Source organism: Marinitoga aeolica (genome assembly GCF_029910535.1).
In the GTDB taxonomy this organism is placed as follows: domain Bacteria; phylum Thermotogota; class Thermotogae; order Petrotogales; family Petrotogaceae; genus Marinitoga; species Marinitoga aeolica.
On record NZ_CP069362.1, the window covers coordinates 1561395 to 1588102 of the forward strand.

General features: G+C 26.4%; 20 protein-coding genes and 1 other RNA gene. 13 read left to right on the top strand and 8 right to left on the bottom strand.

Annotation, left to right across the window (positions count from 1 at the left end):
* Window positions 1–4 precede the first annotated feature (4 nt).
* Window positions 5–1234 (bottom strand): beta-ketoacyl-ACP synthase II, encoded by a 1230-nt coding sequence (gene fabF, locus JRV97_RS07290; RefSeq protein ID WP_280997609.1) that lies wholly within the window; start codon window positions 1232–1234, stop codon window positions 5–7.
* A gap of 290 nt (window positions 1235–1524) precedes the next feature.
* Here fabF and JRV97_RS07295 point away from each other — a divergent pair, with 290 nt between their 5' ends.
* The 12 genes from JRV97_RS07295 to JRV97_RS07350 are packed head-to-tail and all read left to right on the top strand — an operon-like array spanning window position 1525 to window position 14705.
* Window positions 1525–2202, top strand: a complete 678-nt coding sequence (locus JRV97_RS07295) for a PilZ domain-containing protein (protein ID WP_280997611.1) — start codon at window positions 1525–1527, stop codon at window positions 2200–2202.
* A complete protein-coding gene (locus JRV97_RS07300; RefSeq protein WP_280997613.1) occupies window positions 2199–3416 on the top strand; it encodes a hypothetical protein in 1218 nt (405 codons plus the stop codon). Before JRV97_RS07295 ends, JRV97_RS07300 begins: the two co-directional genes overlap by 4 nt.
* Window positions 3403–4347 (top strand): hypothetical protein, encoded by a 945-nt coding sequence (locus JRV97_RS07305; RefSeq protein WP_280997615.1) that lies wholly within the window; start codon window positions 3403–3405, stop codon window positions 4345–4347. Before JRV97_RS07300 ends, JRV97_RS07305 begins: the two co-directional genes overlap by 14 nt.
* Window position 4348: 1 nt before the next feature.
* Complete coding sequence (locus tag JRV97_RS07310) at window positions 4349–4936, top strand: hypothetical protein (protein ID WP_280997616.1); 588 nt, start codon at window positions 4349–4351, stop codon at window positions 4934–4936.
* 1 nt (window position 4937) lies between these two features.
* Window positions 4938–6344 carry a GT4 family glycosyltransferase PelF gene (gene pelF, locus JRV97_RS07315; RefSeq protein ID WP_280997617.1) on the top strand — a complete coding sequence of 469 codons (1407 nt, stop codon included), beginning with the start codon at window positions 4938–4940 and terminating at the stop codon, window positions 6342–6344.
* Between the two features lies 1 nt (window position 6345).
* Entirely contained in the window at window positions 6346–7764 is a 1419-nt protein-coding gene (gene pelG, locus JRV97_RS07320; RefSeq protein ID WP_280997618.1) for an exopolysaccharide Pel transporter PelG, read from the top strand.
* Window positions 7761–10067, top strand: a complete 2307-nt coding sequence (locus JRV97_RS07325; RefSeq protein ID WP_280997619.1) for a DUF2194 domain-containing protein — start codon at window positions 7761–7763, stop codon at window positions 10065–10067. Before pelG ends, JRV97_RS07325 begins: the two co-directional genes overlap by 4 nt.
* The gene (locus JRV97_RS07330) at window positions 10064–10609 is read left to right on the top strand and encodes a 5-formyltetrahydrofolate cyclo-ligase (protein WP_280997621.1); all 546 of its coding nucleotides are present in this window, start codon (window positions 10064–10066) and stop codon (window positions 10607–10609) included. Before JRV97_RS07325 ends, JRV97_RS07330 begins: the two co-directional genes overlap by 4 nt.
* A complete protein-coding gene (locus JRV97_RS07335) occupies window positions 10606–11388 on the top strand; it encodes a nitrilase-related carbon-nitrogen hydrolase (RefSeq protein WP_280997623.1) in 783 nt (260 codons plus the stop codon). Before JRV97_RS07330 ends, JRV97_RS07335 begins: the two co-directional genes overlap by 4 nt.
* A gap of 11 nt (window positions 11389–11399) precedes the next feature.
* The gene (locus tag JRV97_RS07340; protein ID WP_280997625.1) at window positions 11400–12305 is read left to right on the top strand and encodes a carbohydrate kinase family protein; all 906 of its coding nucleotides are present in this window, start codon (window positions 11400–11402) and stop codon (window positions 12303–12305) included.
* Window positions 12306–12315: 10 nt separating this feature from the next.
* The gene (locus JRV97_RS07345) at window positions 12316–13245 is read left to right on the top strand and encodes an MJ1477/TM1410 family putative glycoside hydrolase (protein ID WP_280997627.1); all 930 of its coding nucleotides are present in this window, start codon (window positions 12316–12318) and stop codon (window positions 13243–13245) included.
* Complete coding sequence (locus JRV97_RS07350) at window positions 13242–14705, top strand: glycosyltransferase (protein WP_280997629.1); 1464 nt, start codon at window positions 13242–13244, stop codon at window positions 14703–14705. The genes JRV97_RS07345 and JRV97_RS07350 overlap by 4 nt, the downstream gene beginning before the upstream one ends.
* Window positions 14706–14735: 30 nt before the next feature.
* Here JRV97_RS07350 and ssrA read toward each other — a convergent pair.
* From ssrA to JRV97_RS07385, 7 genes are all read right to left on the bottom strand, one after another.
* Window positions 14736–15096, bottom strand: a transfer-messenger RNA (tmRNA) gene (gene ssrA, locus JRV97_RS07355).
* Window positions 15097–15170: 74 nt separating this feature from the next.
* Complete coding sequence (locus JRV97_RS07360; RefSeq protein WP_280997631.1) at window positions 15171–16430, bottom strand: hypothetical protein; 1260 nt, start codon at window positions 16428–16430, stop codon at window positions 15171–15173.
* A gap of 13 nt (window positions 16431–16443) precedes the next feature.
* Entirely contained in the window at window positions 16444–21510 is a 5067-nt protein-coding gene (locus tag JRV97_RS07365; RefSeq protein ID WP_280997633.1) for a fibronectin type III domain-containing protein, read from the bottom strand.
* Window positions 21511–21562: 52 nt separating this feature from the next.
* A complete protein-coding gene (gene pgl / locus JRV97_RS07370) occupies window positions 21563–22258 on the bottom strand; it encodes a 6-phosphogluconolactonase (RefSeq protein WP_280997635.1) in 696 nt (231 codons plus the stop codon).
* The gene (gene zwf / locus JRV97_RS07375) at window positions 22255–23757 is read right to left on the bottom strand and encodes a glucose-6-phosphate dehydrogenase (protein WP_280997637.1); all 1503 of its coding nucleotides are present in this window, start codon (window positions 23755–23757) and stop codon (window positions 22255–22257) included. Before zwf ends, pgl begins: the two co-directional genes overlap by 4 nt.
* 4 nt (window positions 23758–23761) lie before the next feature.
* Window positions 23762–24739, bottom strand: coding sequence for a phosphogluconate dehydrogenase (NAD(+)-dependent, decarboxylating) (gene gnd / locus JRV97_RS07380; RefSeq protein ID WP_280997639.1), 978 nt, complete (start codon window positions 24737–24739; stop codon window positions 23762–23764).
* 297 nt (window positions 24740–25036) lie between these two features.
* The gene (locus tag JRV97_RS07385; RefSeq protein WP_280997640.1) at window positions 25037–25756 is read right to left on the bottom strand and encodes a hypothetical protein; all 720 of its coding nucleotides are present in this window, start codon (window positions 25754–25756) and stop codon (window positions 25037–25039) included.
* A gap of 62 nt (window positions 25757–25818) precedes the next feature.
* Between JRV97_RS07385 and JRV97_RS07390 the strand changes: the two genes are divergently transcribed.
* Entirely contained in the window at window positions 25819–26706 is an 888-nt protein-coding gene (locus tag JRV97_RS07390; RefSeq protein WP_280997641.1) for an RluA family pseudouridine synthase, read from the top strand.
* Window positions 26707–26708 lie beyond the last annotated feature (2 nt).

The window sequence follows — 26708 nt, forward strand, 5'->3', positions numbered from 1 at the left end:
CTCCTTATAAACCCCTATACACAATTGAAACATTATGTCCTCCAAATCCAAAAGCATTTTTAATTGCATATTTTGCTTTAAAATCAATAGTTTCTTTGGGTATTTTTAAATCTTTTAATTCATCATTTGGTTCTACTAAATTTGGCATACCGTGTATGAATCCTTCTTTCATTTGTAAAACAAGTCCAACAAATTCAATTGCAGCTGCTCCACCAAGTGCATGTCCAAATAGTGTTTTAGATCCTTGAATAAAAATATCTTTAGCGTGTTCACCTAAAGCATTCCTTAAAGCTCTGGTTTCTGCAATATCTCCTGCTGGGGTTGAAGTTGCATGACAGTTTGCTAAATCAATTTTTTCTGGTTCAACATTTGCATCCTTTAAAGCTAATTTTATAGCTTTAGCAGCTCCAGTTCCCTGTTCGTCAGGTGCACTAATATGATATGCATCACCACTCATACCGAATCCTTCAATATATCCATAAATATCTGCATTTCTTTTTTTAGCATGTTCTTCAGATTCTAAAATAATTATACCGGCTCCTTCACCCATAACAAATCCATCACGTTCTTTATCAAAAGGCCTTGAAGAACCCTTTGGATCATCATTTCTTGTAGATAAAGCTTTCATATTAGCAAAAGCTGCTATTGGCATTGGGTCTATAGTAGCTTCTGCTCCACCAACAATAGCAACATCAATATATCCATGTCTAATTAACATACTTCCCATTGCAATTGCATGTAAAGAAGAAGCACATGCGCTTACTGTATTGAAATTAGGTCCTTTTAAACCAAATTCTATTGAGACAACTCCAGACGCCATATCCGAGATCATCATTGGTATTAAAAATGGACTTACAACTTTTGGGCCCTTTTTTTCCATTTTTTGGAATTCTTTATATAATGTTTTAAATCCACCAATTCCAGAAGCCACAATTACAGCGGCATTTTCTTTCCATTCTTCACCTTCAAGATTACTATCTTCTAAAGCTTCTTTAGTAGCTGCTATAGCGAATTGTAAAAATCTATCATATCTTCTGGCAAGTTTTTTATCCATATATAAAACTGGGTCAAAATCCTTTACCTCGCCTGCAATTTTAACTTTATGGTCTGTTGTATCAAATTGAGTTATATGGTCTATACCAATAGTCATCTTTTTTAAATTCTCTTTAAACTCATTTTTTGATTTTGCTATTGAATTAATGGTACCCAACCCTGTTACTGCTACTTTATTCATTTTTCTACCTCCTAAAATTTTTTATTTTAAATTAAAATAATTGAATGCCATAATTACATATAAGCAACACTATGCCAACCGTATTTATATAGAACATATGTTCCATGTAAGTATAAAAATTATACTCATAACAAAAATTCAATTAGGAATGAGTATAAAATTTGTACTCTAAAAATATATTCAACAAAAAATGTTAATAGTAGTCACATACTTTTTTAGCACTTCCTGGAAGGATATGTTATAATATTATATATATAACTTTGAAATTAAAGATAAAAAGGAGAAGAATTATGAAGCATAATGAAAGTGTTTTTATAGAAAAAATAAAAGTAAAGAAGATATTATCTATTGGCGATTTGGTTGATGTAGAGCTACCGCATCAACATATTATTGGTAATAGTCGAGTGATATTATTAAATTTTTTAGGTAAATATGCACAGATACTGCCTCCTATATATAGAAATTCAAGGATTAAATTATATACAGGAGAAAAATTGAATATACGAGTATATGAAAATGGTTCAAATATAATGATAAAATCCAGTGTGTTGAAAATTGAAAAAGAAAAAATAACAGTTTTTTTACCTAAAATTGCTTTTAAAATTCAGAAAAGATTATTTTTTAGAATACCAATAATAAGAGAAGGAATATTAATAGATAATGAAGAAAATAAGTTAATTCCTTTTGAAACAAGGGATTTTAGTGCTGGTGGAATGCAGATTGTTGTAAAAGAATATCTGGCTGAGGAAAGAGAATATATTATAAAGACTTTAATTATGGATGATAATTTAATATTAAAAGAAATAAATACAAGGGCTGTTAGACTTGTAGGTGAAAATATATATGGTGAAAAAATATATGGAATGAAATTTATGAATATAGATTATAAAACAGAGAAGAATATTGTTCGATATGCTAACTTATATTCTATAAAAGCAAAACATGGAATTTTGGGGGATGGAAAATGAAAAGCACTAAAATTTATGCAGTTTTTGAAATAATAATAATTTTAACTTTGTTGTTTATTTTGGATTTAAATAGAAAATATTTTGGTTATATTTATATTTATCCAAATCCATATTTTATATTTTCGATTTTTATTGCAATAAGATATGGTATTAATTTTTCTTTGTTTACAGGCGGATTGAGTGCTATTTATATTTTTTTATCAATATTTTTTAATGTTAAAGAGGATTTTTTTAAAATAATAATTTCGTGGGATGTTTTAAAAGTTCCTCTTTTTATTTTTGCTTTTGGATTTATTATAGGATTTTTTAGGGATATGTATGTTCAAAAAATAGATTCTCAGAAAGAAGAAATAGATTTATTAAAAGAAAAAATAAAATCTCTTGAAGAAGATATACGAAAGTATAAAAACATTACGGATGACCTTGAACATAAATTGGTTTTGGAAAAACAAGGGGTGTCACTATTAGTTGAAAAACTAAAAGATATTGAATATAATAGTTCAGAAGATATATTTAATGAAACAATAGATCTTATATCAGAATTTATTTATGCTAAAACAGTATCTATTTATACTTTAGGAAAAAATAATTTTTTAAGATTAAAAGTGAGAAAAGGTTCACAGTTTTTGCCTAATTCATTTCCTATGGAAAAATCAATTGTTATTTCAATGGCTAAAGAATTTGGAAGTGCAAATGCTAATGTTTTATATTTAACAGAGATGGAATATGATTTTGAATATGAACCTGCTATGGCAGTAAGTGTAAAACACAATGAAGAAATATTGGGTTTTATAATAGTTGAAATAATAGATCCGGAAAAAATAAATAAGAATACTGAAATTTATTTGAAAATTTTAGCAAATTGGTTAAGCACGCTTCTTTTAGCATCGAGTGATTTAACAGAAAATGAGAATATGATTTTTAAACCAATGGAAAAATTTAATAGTATATTAGATAAGATAGAGGAGAGAAAGGAAAGATTTAAAATTCCATATTCAGTGATAATTGCTGAATATAATAATGATATTTCAATAGATATATTAAAATCATTTATAAGAGACACTGATTTTCTTTTTTTAGATGAAGAAAAAAAAGAATTTAGAATTATTTTAACTTCCTGTTCTGAAAAAGGTTTAAAAAGAGTTTTAAACATTATTTCTAAATATTCTGGAATAAAGATTTTGGAGGCATATTCGAAAAATGAAAATGAATAAATATATTTATTTTTTTACAATATTAGCTTTAATATTAGGAATAATTGATATATTTTTATTTATATTTCATCATTATAATCTAGGATTTATTGTATTGGCGATATATTATCTTATTTTATTTATATTTAATTATTTAAGTGAGAAAAAACTTTTTACTGCTTTGATAAAAACTTTTTTAGCTTTTATCTTATTTCCTTTTTATCCTTTGATTTTATTATTACAATATAAAAGGATTGAACCATTATATAAACCTATTAATTTTTATGAACATAAATTGGTAGATACAAGTAATATCGGATTTTCTTCTGTTGATTTAGCTCCGTTTAATATCATATTAAAATATGGTGACCCCAATCAACGAAAATATGTTGTAAGACTGGTATATAATTCTATAAAAGAAGAAAAAATAGACTTTATTGGAGGTATAAATTTAATCAGGAATGCTATTAAAGAGGATACACACCCAGATGTTATTTTATATGCTTCTGATGCTTTGACAAATTTGGAAAATCATTTAATTAGCAAGATTTCTCACTATATGGGAAATTTAAATACACTAGAAGATTATATTAATTATGCTAAATATTCATATTATTATGCTAATTCAGGATTTCTTGCAGGGGAACATAAATTTGAGGTCTTATGGCAAAGTTCTATAATTTTACGAACAGCAATAGAAATGTTTCCGGAAAGTCCATTGTTAATTGTTTATACGTTAAGAATACTTGAGTCTTTGAATGAATATGAAAATTTAGAGGAAGTGCTAAATGAAAAAATCAATAAAATTAGAGCGCAGGAATTATATGAATATGCTATTATGTATTATATAAAAAGAAGAAAGCCAAAAAGTGTTCAAAAATTGGTTTCTGAATTTATAGATCTGGGGTTTTCTCCGGAGCATGAGTCGATAAAATTTTTATTGGGGGGATAAAATGAAATTCAAAATAAAATTGTTTCAGCCATATTATTTATTATTTGCATTGACTTTATTATTAATAGCTGTGATTATAATTGTCAATTATAATAGTAATTATAGTTTTGATCCAGATTATGTAAAAAATCTTCCTTGGAACAAAAGGTCTTCATATATAAGACAAAAAGAAATTTTAACAAAATTAGAACATAAAAAAAGCTATACAGATAAAGATTTACTCTTAATAAATCAGTTAATTTCTATTTCATTTGCTTTAGAAGATATAGATACGCTTGAATATGCTCAAAAACTAAAATATGAATATTTGATAACTTCTTTTAAGCAACTATCTAATGAAAAAAAATTTGAAGATTTTATAGATAAATTAAATTTTAAAAATAAATTGGGCTTGTATTTGCTTTCTGATAATGAAAAGTTTTTAATTAAATTAATAAGAAAGTCATCTAGAACTGAGAAGCTGCAGATATTGTTTATATTAAATCTTTTTTATCCAGAAAAGTTGAAAAAAGTATCTTATTTATTTAGTAAAAAAGATATAGAAGATGTAAGGTTAATAGTTGAATATCTTAAATTAAAAGGTGAATAATATGAGAGTGGGAATAATATTTGAAGGGACATATCCATATGTTACTGGAGGAGTTTCAAGTTGGGGAAATACTTTGATAAAAAACATGAAAGATGTTGAATTTTGTATAATTCAGATTGGTGATGTACCAAAAATAAGAATACCCAAATATACCTTTTCTGAAAATGTAGTAGATTATTTTGAATATTTTTTATTTGCTAAATATAATTTTTCAAAAAAGCAAAAAATAACAAAAGATTTTGGTAAGAAATTACAGGATATTTTAAAATATCCATTTGATGAGAAAGTTATGTCAGATAAATTATATAAACTTTTTCATGATTATTTTAATTATGATTTTACGAGTATTTTAAAATCAGAAATTTATTGGGAAGTTATGCTTGAGTTTTATAAAGCATATATACCGTATGAAAATTTTACCAATTATTTTTGGACGCTACAGTCGATGCTTTTGCCTTTTTTAAATTCAATGACAGTAGATTTTCCAAAATGCGATATTTATCATACAATAACTACTGGTTATGCGGGTATATCTGCTATTATGAATGGAATAAAAAATAATACGCCTGTAATATTGACGGAGCATGGTATATACCATAGGGAAAGACAATTAGAAGTATTAAAAGCTGGATGGATAAAAGATGAATATAGATTGGCATGGATTAAGCTATTTAATACAATTAGTTCTTTGGTATATAAAGGATCAAAAAAAATTACAACATTGTTTTCTAAAAATCAAATATTTGAAAAAGAATTATGTGACGATGAATCTAAAATGTATGTAATACCAAATGGAATTGATTATGAAAAATTTTCAAAATTAGAATATAGAAAAGAAAAAGAACCTTATGTAGTTGGATTAGTTGGAAGAGTTGTTGAAATTAAGGATATAAAAACAGCAATTAAAGCTGCAAAAATGGTGAAAGAGAAAATACCGCATTTTAAATTGCTTATAATAGGGCCTACAGATGAAGAACCAGAATATTATAAAGAATGTCAGGAAATGATAAATATATTCAGACTTGAGGATACAATAGAATTTACTGGAAAAGTAAATGTTTTGGAGTATTATCCAAAACTAAACGTGTTGTTATTATCCAGCGTTAGTGAAGGGCAACCACTTGTGATTCTAGAAGCATTTGCAGTGGGGATTCCAGTGGTAACTACTGATGTTGGAGCATGTTCAGAAATGATACATGGTTCAAAAGAAGATATTATAGGAGAAGCGGGAATAGTTGTAAAACCTAAAGATTTTGTTGGATTAGCAAATGGTATGATAAAATTATATGAGGATGATGAGTTTAGATATAATGCATCAAAAATAGCTAAAATTCGTGTGGAAAAAAGATATAAACTTGAACAGATGATAAAAAATTATCGTGACTTGTATCTTTCGGTGGTGAAATAAATTGGCTGGAGTTGGTTTTAGATTAAATAAAATGTTCCATAAAGGTGGTGTATCTACAGATTTATTAGCTATTGCCTATTCTGTGGTGGTTTCATCTGGCCCATGGATAATTACAACGATCTCTTTATGGATAATATTAAATTTTTTTAAAATTACAAATCTTTATTTTAATATAGCTATAGTATATTCTTTTGTATTTTCTATAATAATTTCAGGATTATTTATTATGTTTGAATCAAGGCGAATCTCTGATCTGATTTATATGAAACAGTATAAAAAAATTATACCAGAAGTGATGGGAATGCTGGTATATGCTATTTTATTTACAATTCTATTTTTACTTGTGTTTTTTCTATTCAACAAACATGAATTATGGTTTGTTTTATCCTTTGCCTATTTGTTCATTTCTTTATTAACATTGTGGATAATTTCTATAGCTTCTGTTTCTACAGATGCAGTAAATTGGTATATAATGGCATATTTGATTATGGGGTTTTTCTCTATAATACTTTCTAATTATTTTGGATCTGAGAATAATCCATTGGGATATATTTTGGGATATGCGTTTGGGGTTAATATTGGGACGTTCGTTCATTATATGATAACTTTAATTTATTTTGGAACTGAAATGAATATAACTTTCGAATGGATGAAAGAGATAAAGAAGTATTGGCAAAATATTTTTATAGGATTTACATATTATTTGGCATTGTGGATTGATGATTTTATCACATGGCATTCTAAGAATTTTGGAGAAATTCCATTAAAAGGTTTTCATTTTTCTTTTATTTATGATAGTCCGATGTTCTTAGCTTACCTGACAATAATTCCTACAGCTACAATGTTTATACTGGTTTTGGAAACAAGATTTTATAAAACATATAAATTATTTTATGATTCACTTATAGAAGGTTATAACTATTCCGAAATTCTTATTAGACAAAAAAATATGGAAAAGGAATTAAAATTCGATATAAATTTAACAGTAAGAGTTCAGATAATTATTACCCTTATATTATTTTTTTTGAATGAAATGAATTTATTACCTTTTGTGTCAGAAATGTTTAAACCAGTTTTAAGACTTGGATTGATTGGTGCTATGATGAATTCGTTTTACTTAATGATTATGTTGTTACTTTTATATTTTGATTTTAGAAATATAGCTTTATATTTGAATATAGGCGTTTTTTTGATAAATTTTCTTTTAAGTATAATATTTATTAATAAATTTGGGTATTATACATTAGGAGCAAGTTATTCCTTTGCATTTGCAATAGGGACTTTTATAGGCTATAAAATATTAATTAAAAATGTTCAAAACTTAATTAAAATAGAATATTATAGACAAAAATTAGCAGTTGAAGAAGGTTTTTACATTAAATATAGTGATATAAAAAAAATAATGGGGGAAGAGAGATGAAAAAAAATATTTTGATTTTCTTGATATTTCTTATGACAATAACTTTATTTGGGCAAAAGGATTTATTATTATTGTATAAAAAATCAGAACAATATGGAGAATTTATGTTTAAATACCATATAATACCTATTTTAGAAAAATATCATATAAATTATGAACTAAAAAATATAGAAGATATGAACTATTATAGGATTGATAATAGTAAATATTTTGGTGTTATTACATGGTATTATTCTCCAAATTTAAAAAATTCACATTTATATTTAAGGCAATTATCGAGTTTTGTAGAAAATGGTGGTTTTTTCTTTTTCTTTAATAATTTAGGTGTAACATCAGACATTAGAGAAATAAATAATTTATTAAATAAAATCGGAATTCATTATATGTATGGATATCGTGAATTAAAAAATTACACAGTTAATTATAAAAAAGAGTATTTTTTAACTAGTCCACCAACTTCATTAAAAGAACCTGTTGAAAGATATGTTGTTTTTGGTAATAATGATGAAATTTTATTATCCTATAAAGCAAATAATAACATGGAATATCCTATGATAATATTATCAAAAAATGGTGGTGGTGCAATATTTGGAAGTTTTATAAATGAGAAAGGTGATATTATTTTAAATATTGAGAAAATAATATCAAGTTTAATTAATCAAAAAGTTGGTATTGAGGATAAGGTTTTAATTATAAAAACAAAGTTTGATAATATGCAATATTTAAAATCACAGCAAGAATTGTATAAAATATTTGAATATGCAAAGATAAATTATGAATCTATTAATGTAAATGAATTTTATAACCTGTCTTTAATAGATTTAATCCCATATAAATATATTATATGGGATACAGATGCCGAATATGTTGAAACTCGAACAATAAAAAATTTTATTGAAAATGGAGGAACTTTTATATTTACAACACTCCTTTCCAATACACCATGGAAAGAAGGAATAAAAAATGAATCTATTAGTATATCTAAAATAATATTTGTAAAAGATTTATTTCCTATTGGGAATATGAAAAATGGAGAAAGCATCATTGAAAGATATTTTAATATCTCTTTTAATATAGACCTTTCTAAGGAAAATATAGTTTTAGCTTATTTAGGTGGTAATGATATAAAAGTTCCAGCAATATGGTATAAAAAAGTAGATTCTGGATATATGGGGTATATATATCCGGGAATTATTGTGAAAGAATTAAGAGGGTTAATTTTACAATCAATTTTAGAAATGCAGGATGTTTCAATTGCTGGTATATTAAATTCATTCATTTTTTATATAGATGATTTTCCTTTACCTTCATATAATGTAAAAAAAGCAAAAGTTGATAATAAAATGATTACAGATGATGAATATTATTACAATATATGGTGGCCATCTATAAAAGTATTTGCTGAAGAATATAATATAAAATATACGTTTGTTACGCCATTGAGTTATAATGGTTCAAGTACTCCGCCTTTTGAATTTACAGAGTTTTTTGTCAGTAAGAACAATAATCCTTATAAAGCTATGAGGGAAATTGATAAATCCGATTTTGAGCTTGGACTTCATGGGTATAATCATAATTCCTTAACTAAGGATAGATGGGCCAATCCTGAAAATATTATATCAAGTTTGAATGCGGCGAAAAGATTTATAAGTGAAATACTTGGGCACCCTGTAGTTATAAGCAGTTATGTGGCACCAAACAATATTATAGATGAATTTGGAGCAAAAAATTTATTAAAAGCAATACCAACAATAAAAACAATAGGTACATCATATGAAGGGAAAAATGAATTTTCTGAATATAGAATCACAAATAATTTTGTGGTGGTTATTCCACGATCGACATATGGTTATTATCCTTTAAAAAGAATATATTTATCAACTATAAATACCTTGGCGAATTTTGGAACATTTCAACATTTTATACATCCAGATGATTTATTTGCAACAGATAGAAATCCTGAGAATAGATCATGGGATGAAATGTATAATAATTTGAGAACATTTTATGATACAATAAAACAGAAGTTCCCATGGTTAAGAAATCAAACGGCTTCTGAAGCGTATCCATATTTTTTTGATTATTTAATTCAGACTGTAAAATATTATTGGAAAAATAACGGATTAAATGTGATATTACCTGATTCAACTATATTTCCAAAATATTTTATGATAAAATCAAAAAAGATAATAAAAAAAGTTAATGGTGGAAAAATAGTTAAATACTATAGAGAAAATAGATTATATATAATTGAAATGAATAAAAGCATTATGCACATTGATTTTATGGATGTGAGAAAATGAAAGATGGGATAAGGAAAAAGATATTAGAAAAAAGATTAAATTTGGAGGAAAAGTTGTATAATGAATATAATTTTTTAATTATAAATAAAGTTTTTAATTTTATTAAAGATTTTGAATTCCAAAGCATAGCTATGTATTATCCATTTAGAAAAGAAGTAAATCTTTTGAATTTGGTTGAATTATTGAAAAACAGAGATATATTATTTCCAAAAATAAAAGGTAAAAGTATGCAATTTATAAAAGTTAGAAATTTTGATGAATTTAAAAAAGGAAAATTTGGTATAATGGAACCAATAGGTGAATATTATGATAAAGAAATAGATATATTTTTGGTACCTGGAGTAGCTTTTGATAAAAAACTATATAGGTTGGGGTATGGTGGAGGATATTATGATAGATATTTTTCAAATCATAAAAAAGGTTTTTTAATAGGAGTGGCTTTTGATTTTCAAATTTTAAACGAACTTCCAATTTTTGAACATGACATAAAAATGGATGTTATAATTACAGAAAAAAGAATTTTGAAGGGTGAAAAAATATGAAAATAGGATTAGTTCAATTTAGGCCAGAACTTTTTCAAGTAAAAGAAAACGTTGAAAAAGGAATAAAATTAATAGAGAATAAAGATGCAGAATTATTTGTTTTCCCTGAATTAGCTTTTACAGGATATACTTTTAATACAAAGAATGAAGTTGAATGGGTTTCCGAAGACAAAAATGGTTTTTCGGTGAAAATGTTCAAAGATTTTGCAATTTCTAAGAAAACCAATATTGTTTTTGGATTTGTTGAAAAGTATGAAAATAAATATTATAATTCTTCTATACTTATTAAATATGATGGAAGCTATAAAATATATAGAAAAACACATTTGTTTTATGAAGAAAAATTATTTTTTGAGAAAGGAGATACCGGTTTTTGGGTTGAAGATGTTAATGGTGTTAAGATTGGTTTAGCTATTTGTTTTGATTGGTTTTTTCCGGAATCATTTAGAACGCTTGCATTAAAAGGAGCACAAATTATTGCACATAGTGCAAATTTGGTAATGCCTTATTGCCAGGAAGCAAATAAAATACGATCTCTTGAAAACAAAGTATTTATAGTAACCTCAAATAGATGGGGAGAAGAGGTAAATCTCTTAAACTCAAATATCTTTACAGGTATGAGTCAGATTACCAATCCGAAAGGTGAGGTAATTATAAGATTTCCTCAAAAAGGGGATAAAGTAAAAGTTGTTGATATAAATCCCGATGAAGCTCTTAATAAAAATATTAATAAATATAATAATATATTTGAAGATAGAATAGAAAAATTTTATAAATAGGAGAGGAGAGAATGTTTTTATCAATAGGAGAAGTATTAATAGACATGATAACAGAATCTGATTCATTATATAATGCAACCGTTTTCCAAAAATTTTTTGGCGGGTCACCAGCAAATATTGCTATAAATGTGGCTAGGCAAGGAATTGAAAGCCATTTGTTATCAACTATAGGAAAAGATCCTTTTGGCAAGTTTATAGAAGATTTCTTATTAAAGAATAATGTAAAAATAGACTATTTAGTGGAAAGAGAAGATATATATACTGATATTGTTTTTGTCAATAAATCAAAAAAAACACCTGAATTTAAGGCTTATAGAAATGCATCATTAAAATTAGAAATTCCTGATAATTTAGATCTGGAAAAAATTAGAATTATCCATATATCATCATGGGCAGTATCTGAAACGAAACAATTTGAAAAGATATATGAATTGGTAAAAGAAGCAAAGAAAAAAAATATTTTAATAGGATTTGATCCAAATTATAGAAAAATATTATGGAATAATAAATATAGCATAATTGATGTTTTAAAAGTGTTAGGGCCTTATATAGATATATCTAAACCATCATTTGATGATGCAGAAAATATTTTTGGAAAAGACACTATTAAAAATTATATAAAATATTTTGAAGAAAATGGAATAAAGAATATTATATTTACACTAGGGAAAGATGGTGCTTTGATACATAATAAAAAATATGAAGAAAATATTCCAACTTTTGCTACAAAAGTTATTGATGTAACAGGTGCTGGGGATGCTGTTTGGTCTGGAATATATACAGGATTGTTGAATGATCTTAATATTATTGAATCAACAAAATTAGGACTGGCTTTTGCAGCGGAAAAATTAAAATATATTGGTGCAATTACACCTATCGAACATTGGGAAATATTAAAAGATAAATATGAAATATAAGGTGAAAATTATGTCAAAAGAATTAATTATTATAACATCAGTATTTATATTACTTATATCTTTCTTTTTTATACCTAAAAAGGAAATTATTGAAGTTCCTATGATCTATCAAATAAATGGCCCTAATATTGATAATATAATTAGCAATTATAAACCCAAATTTGCAATTTTAGATTATTCTAAAGATGGAACAGAGGAAAAAAAATTTACGCATGATGAAATAAATAAATTAAAAAATATGGATATAATTCCTTTAGCATATTTAAGTATAGGCGAAGCTGAAGATTATAGATATTATTGGAAAGATTCATGGAATGAAAATCCACCATCATGGCTAGATGGTGAAAATCCCAGGTGGCCTGGAAATTATAAAGTGAAATATTGGTATAATGAATGGAAAAATGTAATTTTTGATTATTTAGATAAGATTATTGATCAAGGATTTATGGGAGTATATTTAGATTTGATTGATTCTTATAAATTCTGGGCAGAAAATGGATATGATATTGAATCAACAGCTTCTGAAATGATTAAGTTTGTAATTGAAATTGCTGAATATGCTAGAAAAAAGAATCCTGTATTTTTAGTAATTCCTCAAAATGCAGAAGATATTTTAAAATATGATAAGAATAATCAATATTTATATTCCATATCAGGTATAGGAGTAGAAAGTTTGTTTTATAAAAAAACTAGAAAACGTTCTGAAAAATATGTAAATAACAGACTTAAATACATATTAAAAATTAAAAATGTTGGAAAGTTTGTGCTTGTTACTGATTATGTGTATGATCAAAAAAATCCCAGCGAAAAGATAATTCTTGACTTTATAAATTTATGTGAGAAATATGGTTTTTATGGTTATCCCGCGAATGTAAACCAAAAATTAAATGATATATCTGGTGCATTAAAATATTATAAAGTAAAAGAGGTGAAAAAATGAGAATAGCATTTTTTAATCCCCAGGGAAATTTTGATAAAAACAGTTCTAGATTAACAGAACATCCTGATTTTGGAGGTCAGTTAATATATGTAAGAGAGGTTGCTATGGAATTATCAAAATTGGGAATTGAAGTGGATATTTTTACAAGAAAAATAATTGATGAGAATTGGCCAGAGTTTAAAGAAACTTTTGATTATTATGAAGGATATAATAATTTGAGAATTATAAGAATACCTTTTGGCGGAAATAAATTTTTGAGAAAAGAGTTATTATGGCCACATTTAAAAGAATTTGCAGAAGGCATTTTAAAATATTATGATTCTATAGGTAAAATGCCAGATTTTGTAACAACACATTATGGAGATGGGGGGATTACTGGAGCGATATTTGAAGATATTACTCATATCCCATTTTCTTTCACAGCACATTCTTTAGGAGCGCAAAAAATGGATAAATTAGGAGTAAATAAATTTAATTTTGATGGATATGATGAAGAATATAATTTTTCTATAAGAATAAATGCAGAAAGAGTTTCCATGAATCGTTCGGCATTTAATATAGTAAGTACCAATCTTGAAAGATTCGAGCAGTATGGGCATCAACTGTATAATGGCGCTATAGATATAAATGATGACTCTAAGTTTAAAGTTATTCCACCTGGAGTAAATGTTAAAACATTTTCATCAGAAAATAAGGAATTAGATAATGATTTTTGGAATGAAATAGAAAAATATTTAATTAGAGATATAGAAAATAGAGAGAAGCAATATATAGTTGTTTCCAGTAGAGTGGATGAAAAAAAGAATCATCTTGGTGTGGTTAGAGCATATGCAAGGTCTAAAGAACTTCAAAAAATGGCGAATCTGGTTATTTTTGTTAGAGGTTTAAAGAATGGTTTTAAGGATATGGACAAATTATCTGAAAAAGAGCAAAAAATAATAGGAGAAATAAAAAGAATAGTTGAAGATCATCAATTATATGGTAAAGTATCATTATTTGATGTGCCTGGACAAGAGGAATTAGCCAGCGCTTATAGATATTTTGTTAGAAAAAAATCTGTTTTTGTTTTGCCTGCTTTTTATGAACCATTTGGATTAGCTCCTATTGAGGCAGCAGCAGTGGGGCTTGCTGTTGTTGCAACTAAAAATGGCGGTCCTATGGAATCATTTGATAAAGGTAAATATGGGGTATTGATAGATCCATTTGATATAAAAGATATAGAAAAAGGTATTTTAGATGGATTGAAAAATTTTGATAAATATTCTGAATTAGGTAAAAAGAGAGTTTTAGAAAATTATACATGGGAAATTACTGCTAAAAGATATCTTAAAAGTATAGAAGAATATTTAAAAAATCCTATTAGAAAAGAGAATTATTTGAAGATACCTGGATTCTTTTTTAATGAAAAAAATGAAGTAGATAAAAGCTTGATATTAGAATATTTGAAAAGTACAAATTAAAAGGAGCCGGAAGGCTCCTTTTAATTATGATGGTGGAGACGGCGGGAGTCGAACCCGCGTCCGAAAGTAAAGTAAGCCGGACATCTCCGAGCGCAGCCTGTGTTTTAAATTTTGCCTTTTCTTCTCCCACAGGCAGGATAAAAAAAGGCTATCTCCCTGAGATTTCCCCAAAAACCCGGGAGAAAGGTTTTTAGGTAAGGGTCATAATTATGACGTCCTATTTAACCATTTGACCCAGAACGGTTAATAGGACGGCTGCTAATTAAATTAAGCAGCTAAAGCGTAATTTTCTTCGGCAACTCTCTTTTTTGACCGATTATTTAACGTGGTAACAGTCTTCCACGGCTCGCTTTCCGACTTACTCTACCCCCGTCGAAACCGTTTCGTCCCCAGCGCTATACATTATAACATAAATGATTTTGTTTTTCAACTCTTTAGACGATAAAAATTTAAATGAGGTTTTAATTATTCTTTAATATTTATTGTTTTTTTGATTATTGAGTTGTAATTATAATACGTACATTCTATTTCAAATATATATGTTTTAGGAAAGTTTTCATTTATAGGAACTTTAAATTTATTCTTATATATTTGAATTTTTTCTTTATTATAAAAAATCCCAAAATTATTTATAATTTTTTCCTGTGCATTAGAAAATAAAATTTTTGGATTTTTTATTTCAAAAATTGCATAATTTCCTTCTTTTCCCAAATAATTAATTTTTACATCTATTTTTTTTATATTTTTTGGATTATTTTTTATTTCTATAGTTTTTATGCCATTAATATATTTATCATTAACTTTAGTTTCAAAATATAAATCATAAATTCCTGCATTTTTAAATGGCACCAAAATTAATGAATTATTTAAATAAGAATAGTTAATTTCCCTGTAATCACCTAAGATTTTAAATTTCCAGAATTTAATATTATATTTTTTTATTTCATTGGAATATTTATCATATACTTTTATATTTTTAAGTTTTAAAAGATATTCGTTATCTGTGAAAATAACATTTTTATCAAAGTCAAAAGAAACTTTTGAAGGCTCTTCTGGTAATATATTTAGCTGTATTTCCTTTACTTTATTATTATCAGCAAAAATAGACAAACTATATTTACCAGCTTTATATATAGCAGGAATAGTTATTTTTATCTCTCCAAATTCATTTGTTTTTCCTGCATAAACTTTTTCTTCATCATTTATGCTGTAAAAAATATTGACATTTTCTGAAAAAAGATTGTTATATGTGGCGATTAATTTAATATTTTCTTTTTTCCCAGCAGGTATTTCTAAATAATTTGGACCGTTAATATAAAAAACTTTATCTTTTCCGAATTTTATAATAGGCATAGATAAACCAATACCGAAATACTGAATCATGTTTTTATTTAAATTATAGTTCAAGTAAAAATTATATAATCTTGCCATTACACCAATTGAATACATAGAATCATATTTGATATATGGTTCTATATAAAGTTTTCCAAAACGGGCAAAAGTGGAAATAATACCTGTGGGTTGTAAGTTTGAATAGCTTCCAACCTGTAATTTTAAAGGTACATTACCAAAATCATATCCGGCATAGAATGAATGTATGTTTGTAGGGATAAAAGAATTATCATATTTGAAAAAATCATAGTTATAATTAATAAAAATATTATTTAAACGACCAAAAGAAATTATTGAAAAAACTATCATTATTAGAGTTAAGATCTTTTTCATATTATCCTCCATTCTATTCTGGTGTATTCCATCCTATAAGATTTGAATCTGTTTTTATTAAATAGGCATTGCCGTTTTCAGTATCGCTAAATGATTTAGTTGATCCAAAAATAATGTATCCATTATCAGAAGCTTTTATTATACCATTTGCAATATCTTCATTTTCTCTGCCAAATGTTGATTTTTTTATGACATTAAGCGATTTATCAGTTTTTATAACTTCTATATCTCCGTTGTTATTATTTAAAATTATTATATATCCATCATCATTTTTTAATATTTTAGCAAAATTGTTCTTGAAGTTATTTTCATAAATAGGAGTCCATTCTTCATTGAGTCTATAACTATATTTTTTAATAATCAAATTATTATTCTTAAATCCTGACACTATAAATCCATCTTTTGTATCTTCAACATCAAATAGAGCATCTATATCATCAAGTGTTTTTTCAGATTCTTTGTTGAAGTTTTCATCTGTTTTTAATATATAACCTTGATTGTTTGAAGCTCCAATAATAATAAATTTTTTATTACTATCTTCATCTGTTATTCCTATAATAGCATTTAAAGTAATGTCGCTATAAGAAACAGTATTTAATAATGTTGAACCGTTGGATAAATTAACTTTCGAAATAAAACTATTTCCAGAATTATTTCCGATAATAATATATGAACCATCAGATAATCGCAAATGATCTTTTATAGACGTAGCATCAATATTAGTTGGAGTAGCATTTTTTAATGTTAAAGAATCATTATACTCTTCAAAAGAAACTTTGCCAGAATTAATTCCTGTTACTATAATATTAGAATTATAGTAATCAAGTAATTTAGGATCAATACCGCTTAAAACTGAAGAAGTTTCAGTTCCAGAGGAATCGAATTTTATTAAAGTATAATTTGAATTATCTTTTTGTATAGCGATGATCTCGTTATTTATATCAAGAGCATTAATTATTTCATTTTTTTCAGATGTGTTTCCTCTTTCGATTGTAAAGATGTTCGTATCTGATTTTTCTGTTTTAAATGAAATAATGTTTTCGCTTTTGCTTTCTTTTGAATCTATAGCTCGAAGTTTCCAATAGTATGTAGAATTTGGTTTTAATCTTTTTGCGTAATATTCAAGCTGTGTTGTATTATATAACACTGTACTATAGTCAGTTCCATTTGAAGAAATTAATAAATCATATGTTAAATTTTGACCTTCTGGGTCATAAGCCTTCCAGGAAATTGTTGATTCTAAACCGTTTTGTAAAACATATGTTATATTTGGGATGCTTGGCGCTTTGTTAACAGTAAAGCTCATAATATCTGATACAGCATAACCATCATAATAATCTTTTGCAATAACCTTCCAATAATATGTAAGTCCTTCAGTTAAAGAGCTTAAATTATAAGAATTGTAGATATAATCAGTTGCGATTTTGGTTAAATTAAGTTTATTAGTTCCAAAATATAAATCATATTTTAAAGTATCATTATCATTATCGCTGGCATTCCATTTCAAAGTAACGTTTTTTTCTACTCCAAGAGCATTATTAGAAGGATAAAATTTATCTTCTTCGAAAACGGGAACTGCGTTAGTTTTAAATGATTTTATTTCAGATTCGGTTTTTCCTCCTTTATCATCATAAGCAATAATCTTCCAATAATATGTTTGATTATATTCTAGATTAGTTAATGAATATTCCGATAAAGTAGTAGAGCCAATCAAATTTAAATTGTTTTTAGAGGTTCCTAAATATACTTCATAGGTTAGATCATCACCATCTTGATCATAGGCATTCCAATAAACATTATTACCATTTTTCATATGATCTAAGCTATCTGAACGTAATGAATCATTATAGATTATAGGTGCTTTAGTTGTTGAAAAAGTTATTTCTGTTGAATCAGAAGAACCTTTATCATCTTTAACTGTGATTTTTAATATATAATTTGAATTAGATAATAACTTTAAAGAATAATCATTATTAGATGTAGTGGCTTTTAGAGTTTCATATCCATTTCTACTTAAATTAATATCAAAGGTTAATGGATCACCATCATTATCAGTAGCATTCCAAGTTATATTTGTATTTAAAGAAACATTAGTTGAACCGCTGGATAAATTTATAAAAGTTATATGTGGTTTATAAGTAGTGGTGAATTTTCTAAAATTAGTTTCTGTAACACCATGCATTTCATCTTCAAGTTTTAATTTCCAATAATATGTAGTTCCTGGTTTTAATATTTTATTAATTGTATAATCATTTGTTCCATTTGCATTAGAAATATATTCACTGTTTAAATTATTAACAGTTTCTCCAAAATAAATATATATGTTAAAAGTAGAAGAATCATGATCATCAGCGTTCCATATAATTTTTGGTGTTAAAGGTATATTTGTTTCATTGTTTTGTGGTGAAAAATCTAATAAAATTGGTGGTTCATTGATATTTAAAGCAATAGAATTTCCTTTTAAATAAAATCCCTTATTATTGAATGCTTTTACATAAATATTATAAATCCCGCCTTCTGGGATATTGATAGTTGTATAATTTTCTGTAACATTGGTAGCAATGGGGGTTTCTATACCATCTTTCTCTTTATATACATTATAATATATGGCATTTGAGCTGGTTAACCATTTTATTTTCATTTTGTTAGGATATTTATTTTCATTAAATGTATATTCTTTTGAAGGATCATAATAATCGTAAATATTTGTAATATCAGGATTATTAAATGGATTGGAATCAGTAGTGAATGTTGATTCATCAGAAATGGATGTTGCAAAATTACTATCTATTGTCATAACTTTCCATATATATGTTTTATTTGCAGTTAAATCAGTTAGTGTATAATTTGAATTTGTTGTTGTTGCGATTTCAGTATCATCAAGATAAATTTTATAATATAAATTATCATTATCTGGATCATAAGAATTCCATTTTAGAGTAACTGTAGCCCCTAAGTTTTCTTCAGAAATAGGATAAGTTAAAGTGATTGTTGGCTGATGTGTTGTTTTAAATGTTTGCGTTGCTGAAATTATTGTGGCCATATTGCTATCTCTTACTAAAACACTCCATGAATATTCTGTATCTGGTAACAAAAAACTATCATACTCTAAAGATGTAGATTTTGTTGTTTTAGTTATCGTTTTATCTGGAAATACCAGATTTAATGTATATTCTAATTCATCATTATCTGTGTCTGTTGAACTCCATGTAAATACTGGTTTTAAAGACACATTATTTCCTTTTGGAGATTTTAATTCTATTTCAGGAAGTGACGTTGTAGTGAAATAACTTATTTTACTTGTTGCTGAGGCATTTTTGCTATCATAAGCGACAACTTCCCACTTATACGTGGTTTGAGGAAATAAATAATAATTAAATTTATATCTATTTTCTGTTAATGTAGCTATTAAAGATAAACTTTCAGAACTTTTTGAAAAGTATAGATTGTAATATAAAATTTCATCATCGGGATCCTCAAAATTCCATTTTAATTCTGGCATCAAATTTATATTTTTTTCATTATTTTCAGGGGAAATATCTTTGAAAATAGGTTTTTCATTTGTCATAAAGGTTGCTATATCACTTATAGATGTAGCATTATTTGAATCAATTGCTTCAACCTGCCAATAATAAATTTTACCATAATCAAGATTGTGAAGTATATAATAATTATGGTTAATATTTTCTTTAAAAGCTATATTATCCGCGCTATTCCCAAAATAAATATTATAAGTTAATTTATTATTATCTATATCATATGATTCCCAGGTTAAAGTAGCAATGTCCGTTGGAATATTTATTTTATTATTCGGATATAAATCATATGGTTTGGCAGGATTTGAATTTGTCCTGAATTTTATAATGTTGCTTTTGGCTATATTTCCTTTGTTATCATCGGCCAATATTTGTAAGGCATAATATTGATTCTTTTTTAGTTGAACATCATAAAAATTATTTTTAATTTTTTCATCAATCAATAGATCTGTGGAAAAATCTATGTTTTTAATATCAATTTCAGGATTTTCTGAAATGTTTTTTAATTTAATGTTATAGGTTAAATCATCATCATCAGCATCGGTGGCATTCCAAGTTATTTTTGTATCAACAGGTATGCCAATGGCATAATTTTCTATTTCTGTATTTTTTATAGGATAAGTTATTTCAATTTCAGGTTTATAAGAGGTTGTAAAAGTTAAAATAGGACTTTTGAAACTATTGTTTTTATCAATAACTTCCCAATAAAATGTGGTTCCTGGAGGCAAATTTTTAATAGTATAAGAGTTTTTTGAAGTTTCTATTTGCTTATAATATTTACCATCGTCAAATGAACTGCTAGTAGAAAATAATAAAATATAATTTGAATTAATTGTATAATCCCATTTTAGTGTAACTTCATTTATAGGCACACTTTTTTCGTTATTTGAAGGATAAAAGTTGTAAAAACCGAAATCAGCCACATTAATTACTAATACTTTTTCACTACTTTCATCAATATTATCAAAAGCTATTAATTTAATATAATAAGTTTTTCCGTAAGATAGATCTTCTAATCTGAAACTTGTATCTTTTCCAGAATAAGAAAGCTCCTTATCCGAAAAATCGGGAGTTGTACTTTTATATAATTCGTATTTTTTAATTCCATCTTTGTCATATCCACTCCATCGTAATTCTACATAATTTTTATAAATAGTAGTTTTGTCTATAATAAAAGATATTTCAGGTTTATCAGTAGTTTTAATTTTATAAATTTCAGAATCAGTGTATTCATTTCCTTTAATAGTTCTGATTTTTATGTAATATTCATTTTCAGGTTCTAAATTTTCAAGTCTAGTAAATGTATTAGAGGTAGATATTTTATTGTCAAATGATGTTTCAGATTTGCCATAATATATTTCAAAGTTGAAGTCATCATTTTTTTCACTTCCTTCCAGTGTCCAGAATAAATCGATGCTTGTAGGAAGGTTATTGAAATTTGTTGGATATGTTAAAATAGCCTTTGGAGGCCTAACTTTAAAAACACATGAATTTAATAGCAAAAATAAAGATATTAATAATATATAAAATAATAATTTTTTCATTATATCACCTCGTTAGATTATTCTATACGAGGGAGAAAAATTCTTAAAGTAATTATTTTTTTGAAATAAAATACAACAAATTTTCTTTTGGTTTTACAAACCTCGTTGGATAATCTTTGCCTTCAAAAATTTCTTTTAAAATTTTTATCTTTTTTTCTCCAGATAGTAGAAACATAACATTTTTGCTGTTATTAATGGTCTTGTATGTGAATGTTATTCTTGGGATTTTGGGGGTTGCATTTTTGGGATAAGTTATATCAACGTATTTATCGTCTGAAACCGGGGTATCTGGGAAGATAGAAGCTGTATGTCCATCATTTCCCATACCCAATAGGATTAAATCAAAAGAAACATCTTTCTTTTTCGACTTGAAAAAGTCTAGTATTCTGTTTTCATAATCTTTTGCACATTTTTCTATAGGTAAAATTTCTGTTTTAACTCTATATACATTAGTTTTCGGAATATCAATTTTTGAAATCAATGTTTCCGTTGCCATGTTATAATTGCTATATACATCATTTTTATCAACGTATCGTTCATCACCAAAAAATAGGTGTACATCATTCCAATTTATTTTATTTTTATATTCAGAAGATAAAATCCCATATAATAATTTAGGAGTATTTCCACCTGCTAACACCAGTGTGAAATAATTCTGTTTTTTTATATAATAATTATAAAAATTATAAATCGTTTTTGCAGCATCATAACTCATTTCATTAATATTATTATATTCAAATATCCTCATAATTTCCTCCACTTTCTTCCATCCTTTTCAATTAAAATATCCGCTTCTTTAGGTCCCCAACTTCCGGAAGGATAATAATATATTCCATCGTTATTGTTCTCCCAATACTCTAATACAGGAGTTACTAACTTCCAGGATTCTTCCATAACATCATTTCTTACATATAAAGTTTGATCGCCTAATAAGGCATCTAATATTAATCTCTCATATGCGTCTTGTGGCTCATAGTCAAAAAAGTTTCTGTATTTAAACTCCATACTTAATGTATTTATACATATTTTTGATCCGGGCTGTTTTGCTTGTAATATAAGATTAAAACCTTCATCTGGCTGTATCCTAATAACAAGTGCGTTGGGTTCTATCTTTACAGGATAAAAGTTTGAAAAGATTGAATGAGGGACATCTTTAAAGACTATTGCAACCTCTGATACTTTCTTTTTTAATCTTTTTCCTGTTCTAATATAAAATGGAACTCCACTCCATCTCCAATTATCTATAAGCAATTTTGCAGCCAAAAATGTTTCAGTTGTTGAAGTTTTTCCAATCTCTTCAATATAAGATGATTTTTCTTCATTGTTAATAATTCCTTTTGTATATTGTCCTCTAATTATAAAATCATTTAAATTTTCAATATCAAAAGGTCTAACAGATTTTAAAATTTTTATTTTTTCATCATGTATCATATCTGCATCAAGTGAGGCTGGAGGTTCCATAGCTATTAAAGTTAATAGTTGTAATATATGATTTTGAAACATATCCCTTAATAGTCCGGTATTTTCAAAATATCCTACTCTATTTTCTACACCTAAATCTTCTGCAACAGTAATTTGAATGTGATCTATATATTTATAATTCCATATAGGCTCAAATACTATATTTGCAAATCTCATCATTAATATATTTTGTACCGTTTCTTTACCTAAGTAATGGTCTATCCTATATATCTGATTTTCGTTTAAATATCTATGCAATTCAAAGTCCAGTTTTTGGGCAGTTTCTAAATCTCTACCAAATGGTTTTTCGATTATAATTCTGGAATAGTTTTCATTTTCTTTTGTTAATTCAAATTTCCCTAGATGTCTAATAATAGACAGATAAATATTTGGTGGTGTTGCAAAATAAAAAAGTTTATTATCTTTTGTATTATGTTTATTGTTTAAATTTTCTAATCTATTTTTTAAGTTTAAATACAATTCATCATTATCATAATTACCAGATAAAAAATATACGTGGTTTAAAAATTTTGATATTAATTCATTATTACCCAACGATTCCCTTATTTTTTCTCTAAAATCTTCATCGCTATAATTCGTTCTGCCGACACCTAATATATAGAAATTTACTAACTTTCTATTTTTAAACAATTTAAAAATTGAAGGGAAAAGCTTTCTAAAACTCAAATCTCCAGAGGCACCGAAGATAATAATTCCTGCAGGATCTGGAGTGGGATCTTCGCAAAGCTCCACGATAGATCCTAATTTATTTTCTACAAATCCCATTATATCACCTTCTAAACTTTTCATCAGGATTTGCAGCTTGAACTTTTCCTGCGCCAGCTATATTTTTTTTCACTTCTTCAGATTTTTTGTATACAGCATGACCACCAAATTCCCTTCTAAGAGCTGCAACTACTTTATCAGAAAATACATCTTTTTGCCTTGATTGGAATCTTTTAAATAATGAATTAGAAATTATTGGAACAGAGACACCACTTTCTACAGCTTCTAATACTGTCCATCTTGCTTCTCCAGAATCTTCTACATAACCCTGAATTTCTTCTAAGTTTCCATCTTCTTTAAATGCATTTTCTAATAATTCAAGTAACCAGGATCTAATTACACTTCCTTGGTTCCATAAATGAGCTACTTTATGTAAATCTAAATTTTCTCCATATTTTGATGCTTTTAAAAGTTCAAACCCTTCACCATATGCTTCCATTAAACCATATTCAATACCATTATGTACCATTTTAACAAAATGTCCAGCTCCAGTTGGGCCACAATACAAGTAACCATCTTTTGGTGCTAACGTTTTTAAAATAGGTTCAATATAATCAAAAATTTCTTTCTCTCCACCGATCATTGTACAATAACCTTCTTTTAACCCCCATACACCACCTGAAACTCCAGCATCCATATAATGAATACCATATTTATTTAATTTCTCAGCTCTCTTTAAATCATCTTTATAATAGCTATTTGCACCATCAATTATGATGTCACCTTTATCTAATAATGGAATTAAATTATCAATATTATTATCTGTTACTTCGCCAGCAGGTAACATAAGCCAAATAACTCGTGGTGTATCTAATTTTTCTATGAATTCTTTCAAAGAGTATGCACCAATAAGTCCTTCCTCTTGCATTTCTTTAACTTTTTCTTTGGTTCTATTATACACAACAACATCATGTCCGCCTTTAAATAATCTTCTGGCCATATTTTTACCCATTCTACCTAAACCAATAATGCCTATTTTCATACTATCACCTCTCCCATAATTTATAATAAAATTTATAGTAAAATATATAATAATAAATTTCAGTTTATAGACAAAGGACAAAATAAAATATTCAAAATAATATTTGTTCATCCGGTGAAAATTCTTATTCCTCAAAAATTCTTATTCTTGCCTGTCGCTCAAACTCACATCCATGTTCGGTTTCGCTCAATTTTGCATCCATGCAAAATTGTCAGGCTCCATTCGCATTTTTTCGGGAATTTTCAAGGATTCTCTCATATTATTTTTTCATATTTTATTTTGTCAACAGTCCGAAATTTATAATAATAAATTTTTTAATATTTCTCTATATCTTTCATTAATAATAATTTTTCCTTTTTCTCCAAAAATAATTTTTTCTTTATTTTCTGGTGAATTTCTTGATATTGCACTGGTAAACGCAGAAACAGATCGAGTATCTTTTAAACTTAAATTTTTTATTAAATCATCTTTAGTACTTTTGCCATTTATTACAATATATTTTAAAAATTCCTTGGTAGAATCAGTTAATGAATTAATTAAACTTTTTAATTCTTCTTCAGTCCATTTTTCCTCTGTTATATTTGAGCCATATATTAATTCTTTAAAATATTTAATACGCTTTGAAATATCATCAGATAATATTCCAAAAAGATATTCTGTTGGTAAATTTCCATAATCAATTAATTCAATTAATTCTTTTAATATTGGTTCCATATATATTATACCTTTATTAAGACCAAAAATATCCAAATTAATCTTTTCATTACCATATATTAAAATTCTCTTTTCAATATCAATAGATATTCGTAATCGGTTAAATAATGATATAATAAACAAAGAGAGGAATTTTTCTTCAACTTTTTGGGAAAAAGTCTCAGATTTTAAAAATTCTAAAACTTCATAAAAATCATTTTTAGAATTTAATTTGCCAAAAATTTCGTTTTTTAGTTTTTCTTCTTCATTTATGATATTGTCACCGAGAAAAGAATATAATGTTTTGAGTATTTCTTTGTACAAAATTATCACCTCTTTATAATTTTATATGATTATATATATTATATCAAAAAGGGAGTGTTTATATGCAAAAGGTTATAATTGTAGATGAAAAAAATTATTATAAAAGATTGGATAAGTTTTTGAGAAATTATTATAGTAATTTAAAATTAGGATTTATATACAAAATGCTTAGAAAAGGATTTGTCTATGTTAATAATAAAAAAGTAAAAAAGCAAGATTTCGAATTGAATATAGGAGATACTGTTGAAATAAGATATAATGGCCCATTAGATGAGAGGAAAAAAGAAGAAAAGATATTACCAAGACCTTTAGATTTAGATATTGTTTTTGAAGATGATAAAATAATAGCTATAAACAAACCGGCAGGTATTTCAGTTCATCCAGGTAGAAACGAAGAAAAAGTAACTGTAATAGAAGGATTGTTATATTATGCGAACGGAAATTTTGAACCACATTTAGTACATAGACTGGATAAACATACTTCCGGAGTGTTAGTGATAGCAAAAAATAAGATTGTTTCAAGAGAATTGACAGAAATAATAAAGGGAAGAAATATAACAAAGAAGTATCAGGCATTGGTTGTAGGTAAATTAAAAGGGGAAAAAAATAAATTAGAAAGTGTTTTAGAGGATAAAAAAGCACTTTTATATTATGATGTTTTAGGAAATTATAAAGTGAAAAATATAGATTTAACATTGGTAGATATAGAATTAAAAACGGGAAGAAAACATCAAATTAGAAAGCAATTTTCAGAAATCAATTCTCCTGTTGCAGGGGATAATAAATATGGGAATTTTGAAGTGAATAGAATATTAAAAAAATCAATTGGTCTTAAAAGATATTTTCTGCATTCGTACTTTTTAGAATTTGAATATAAGAATAAAAGATATACATTAATTTCAAATCTAACGCCTGATTTGAAAAAAGTTTTAAATAGATTAGGAGAGTGATT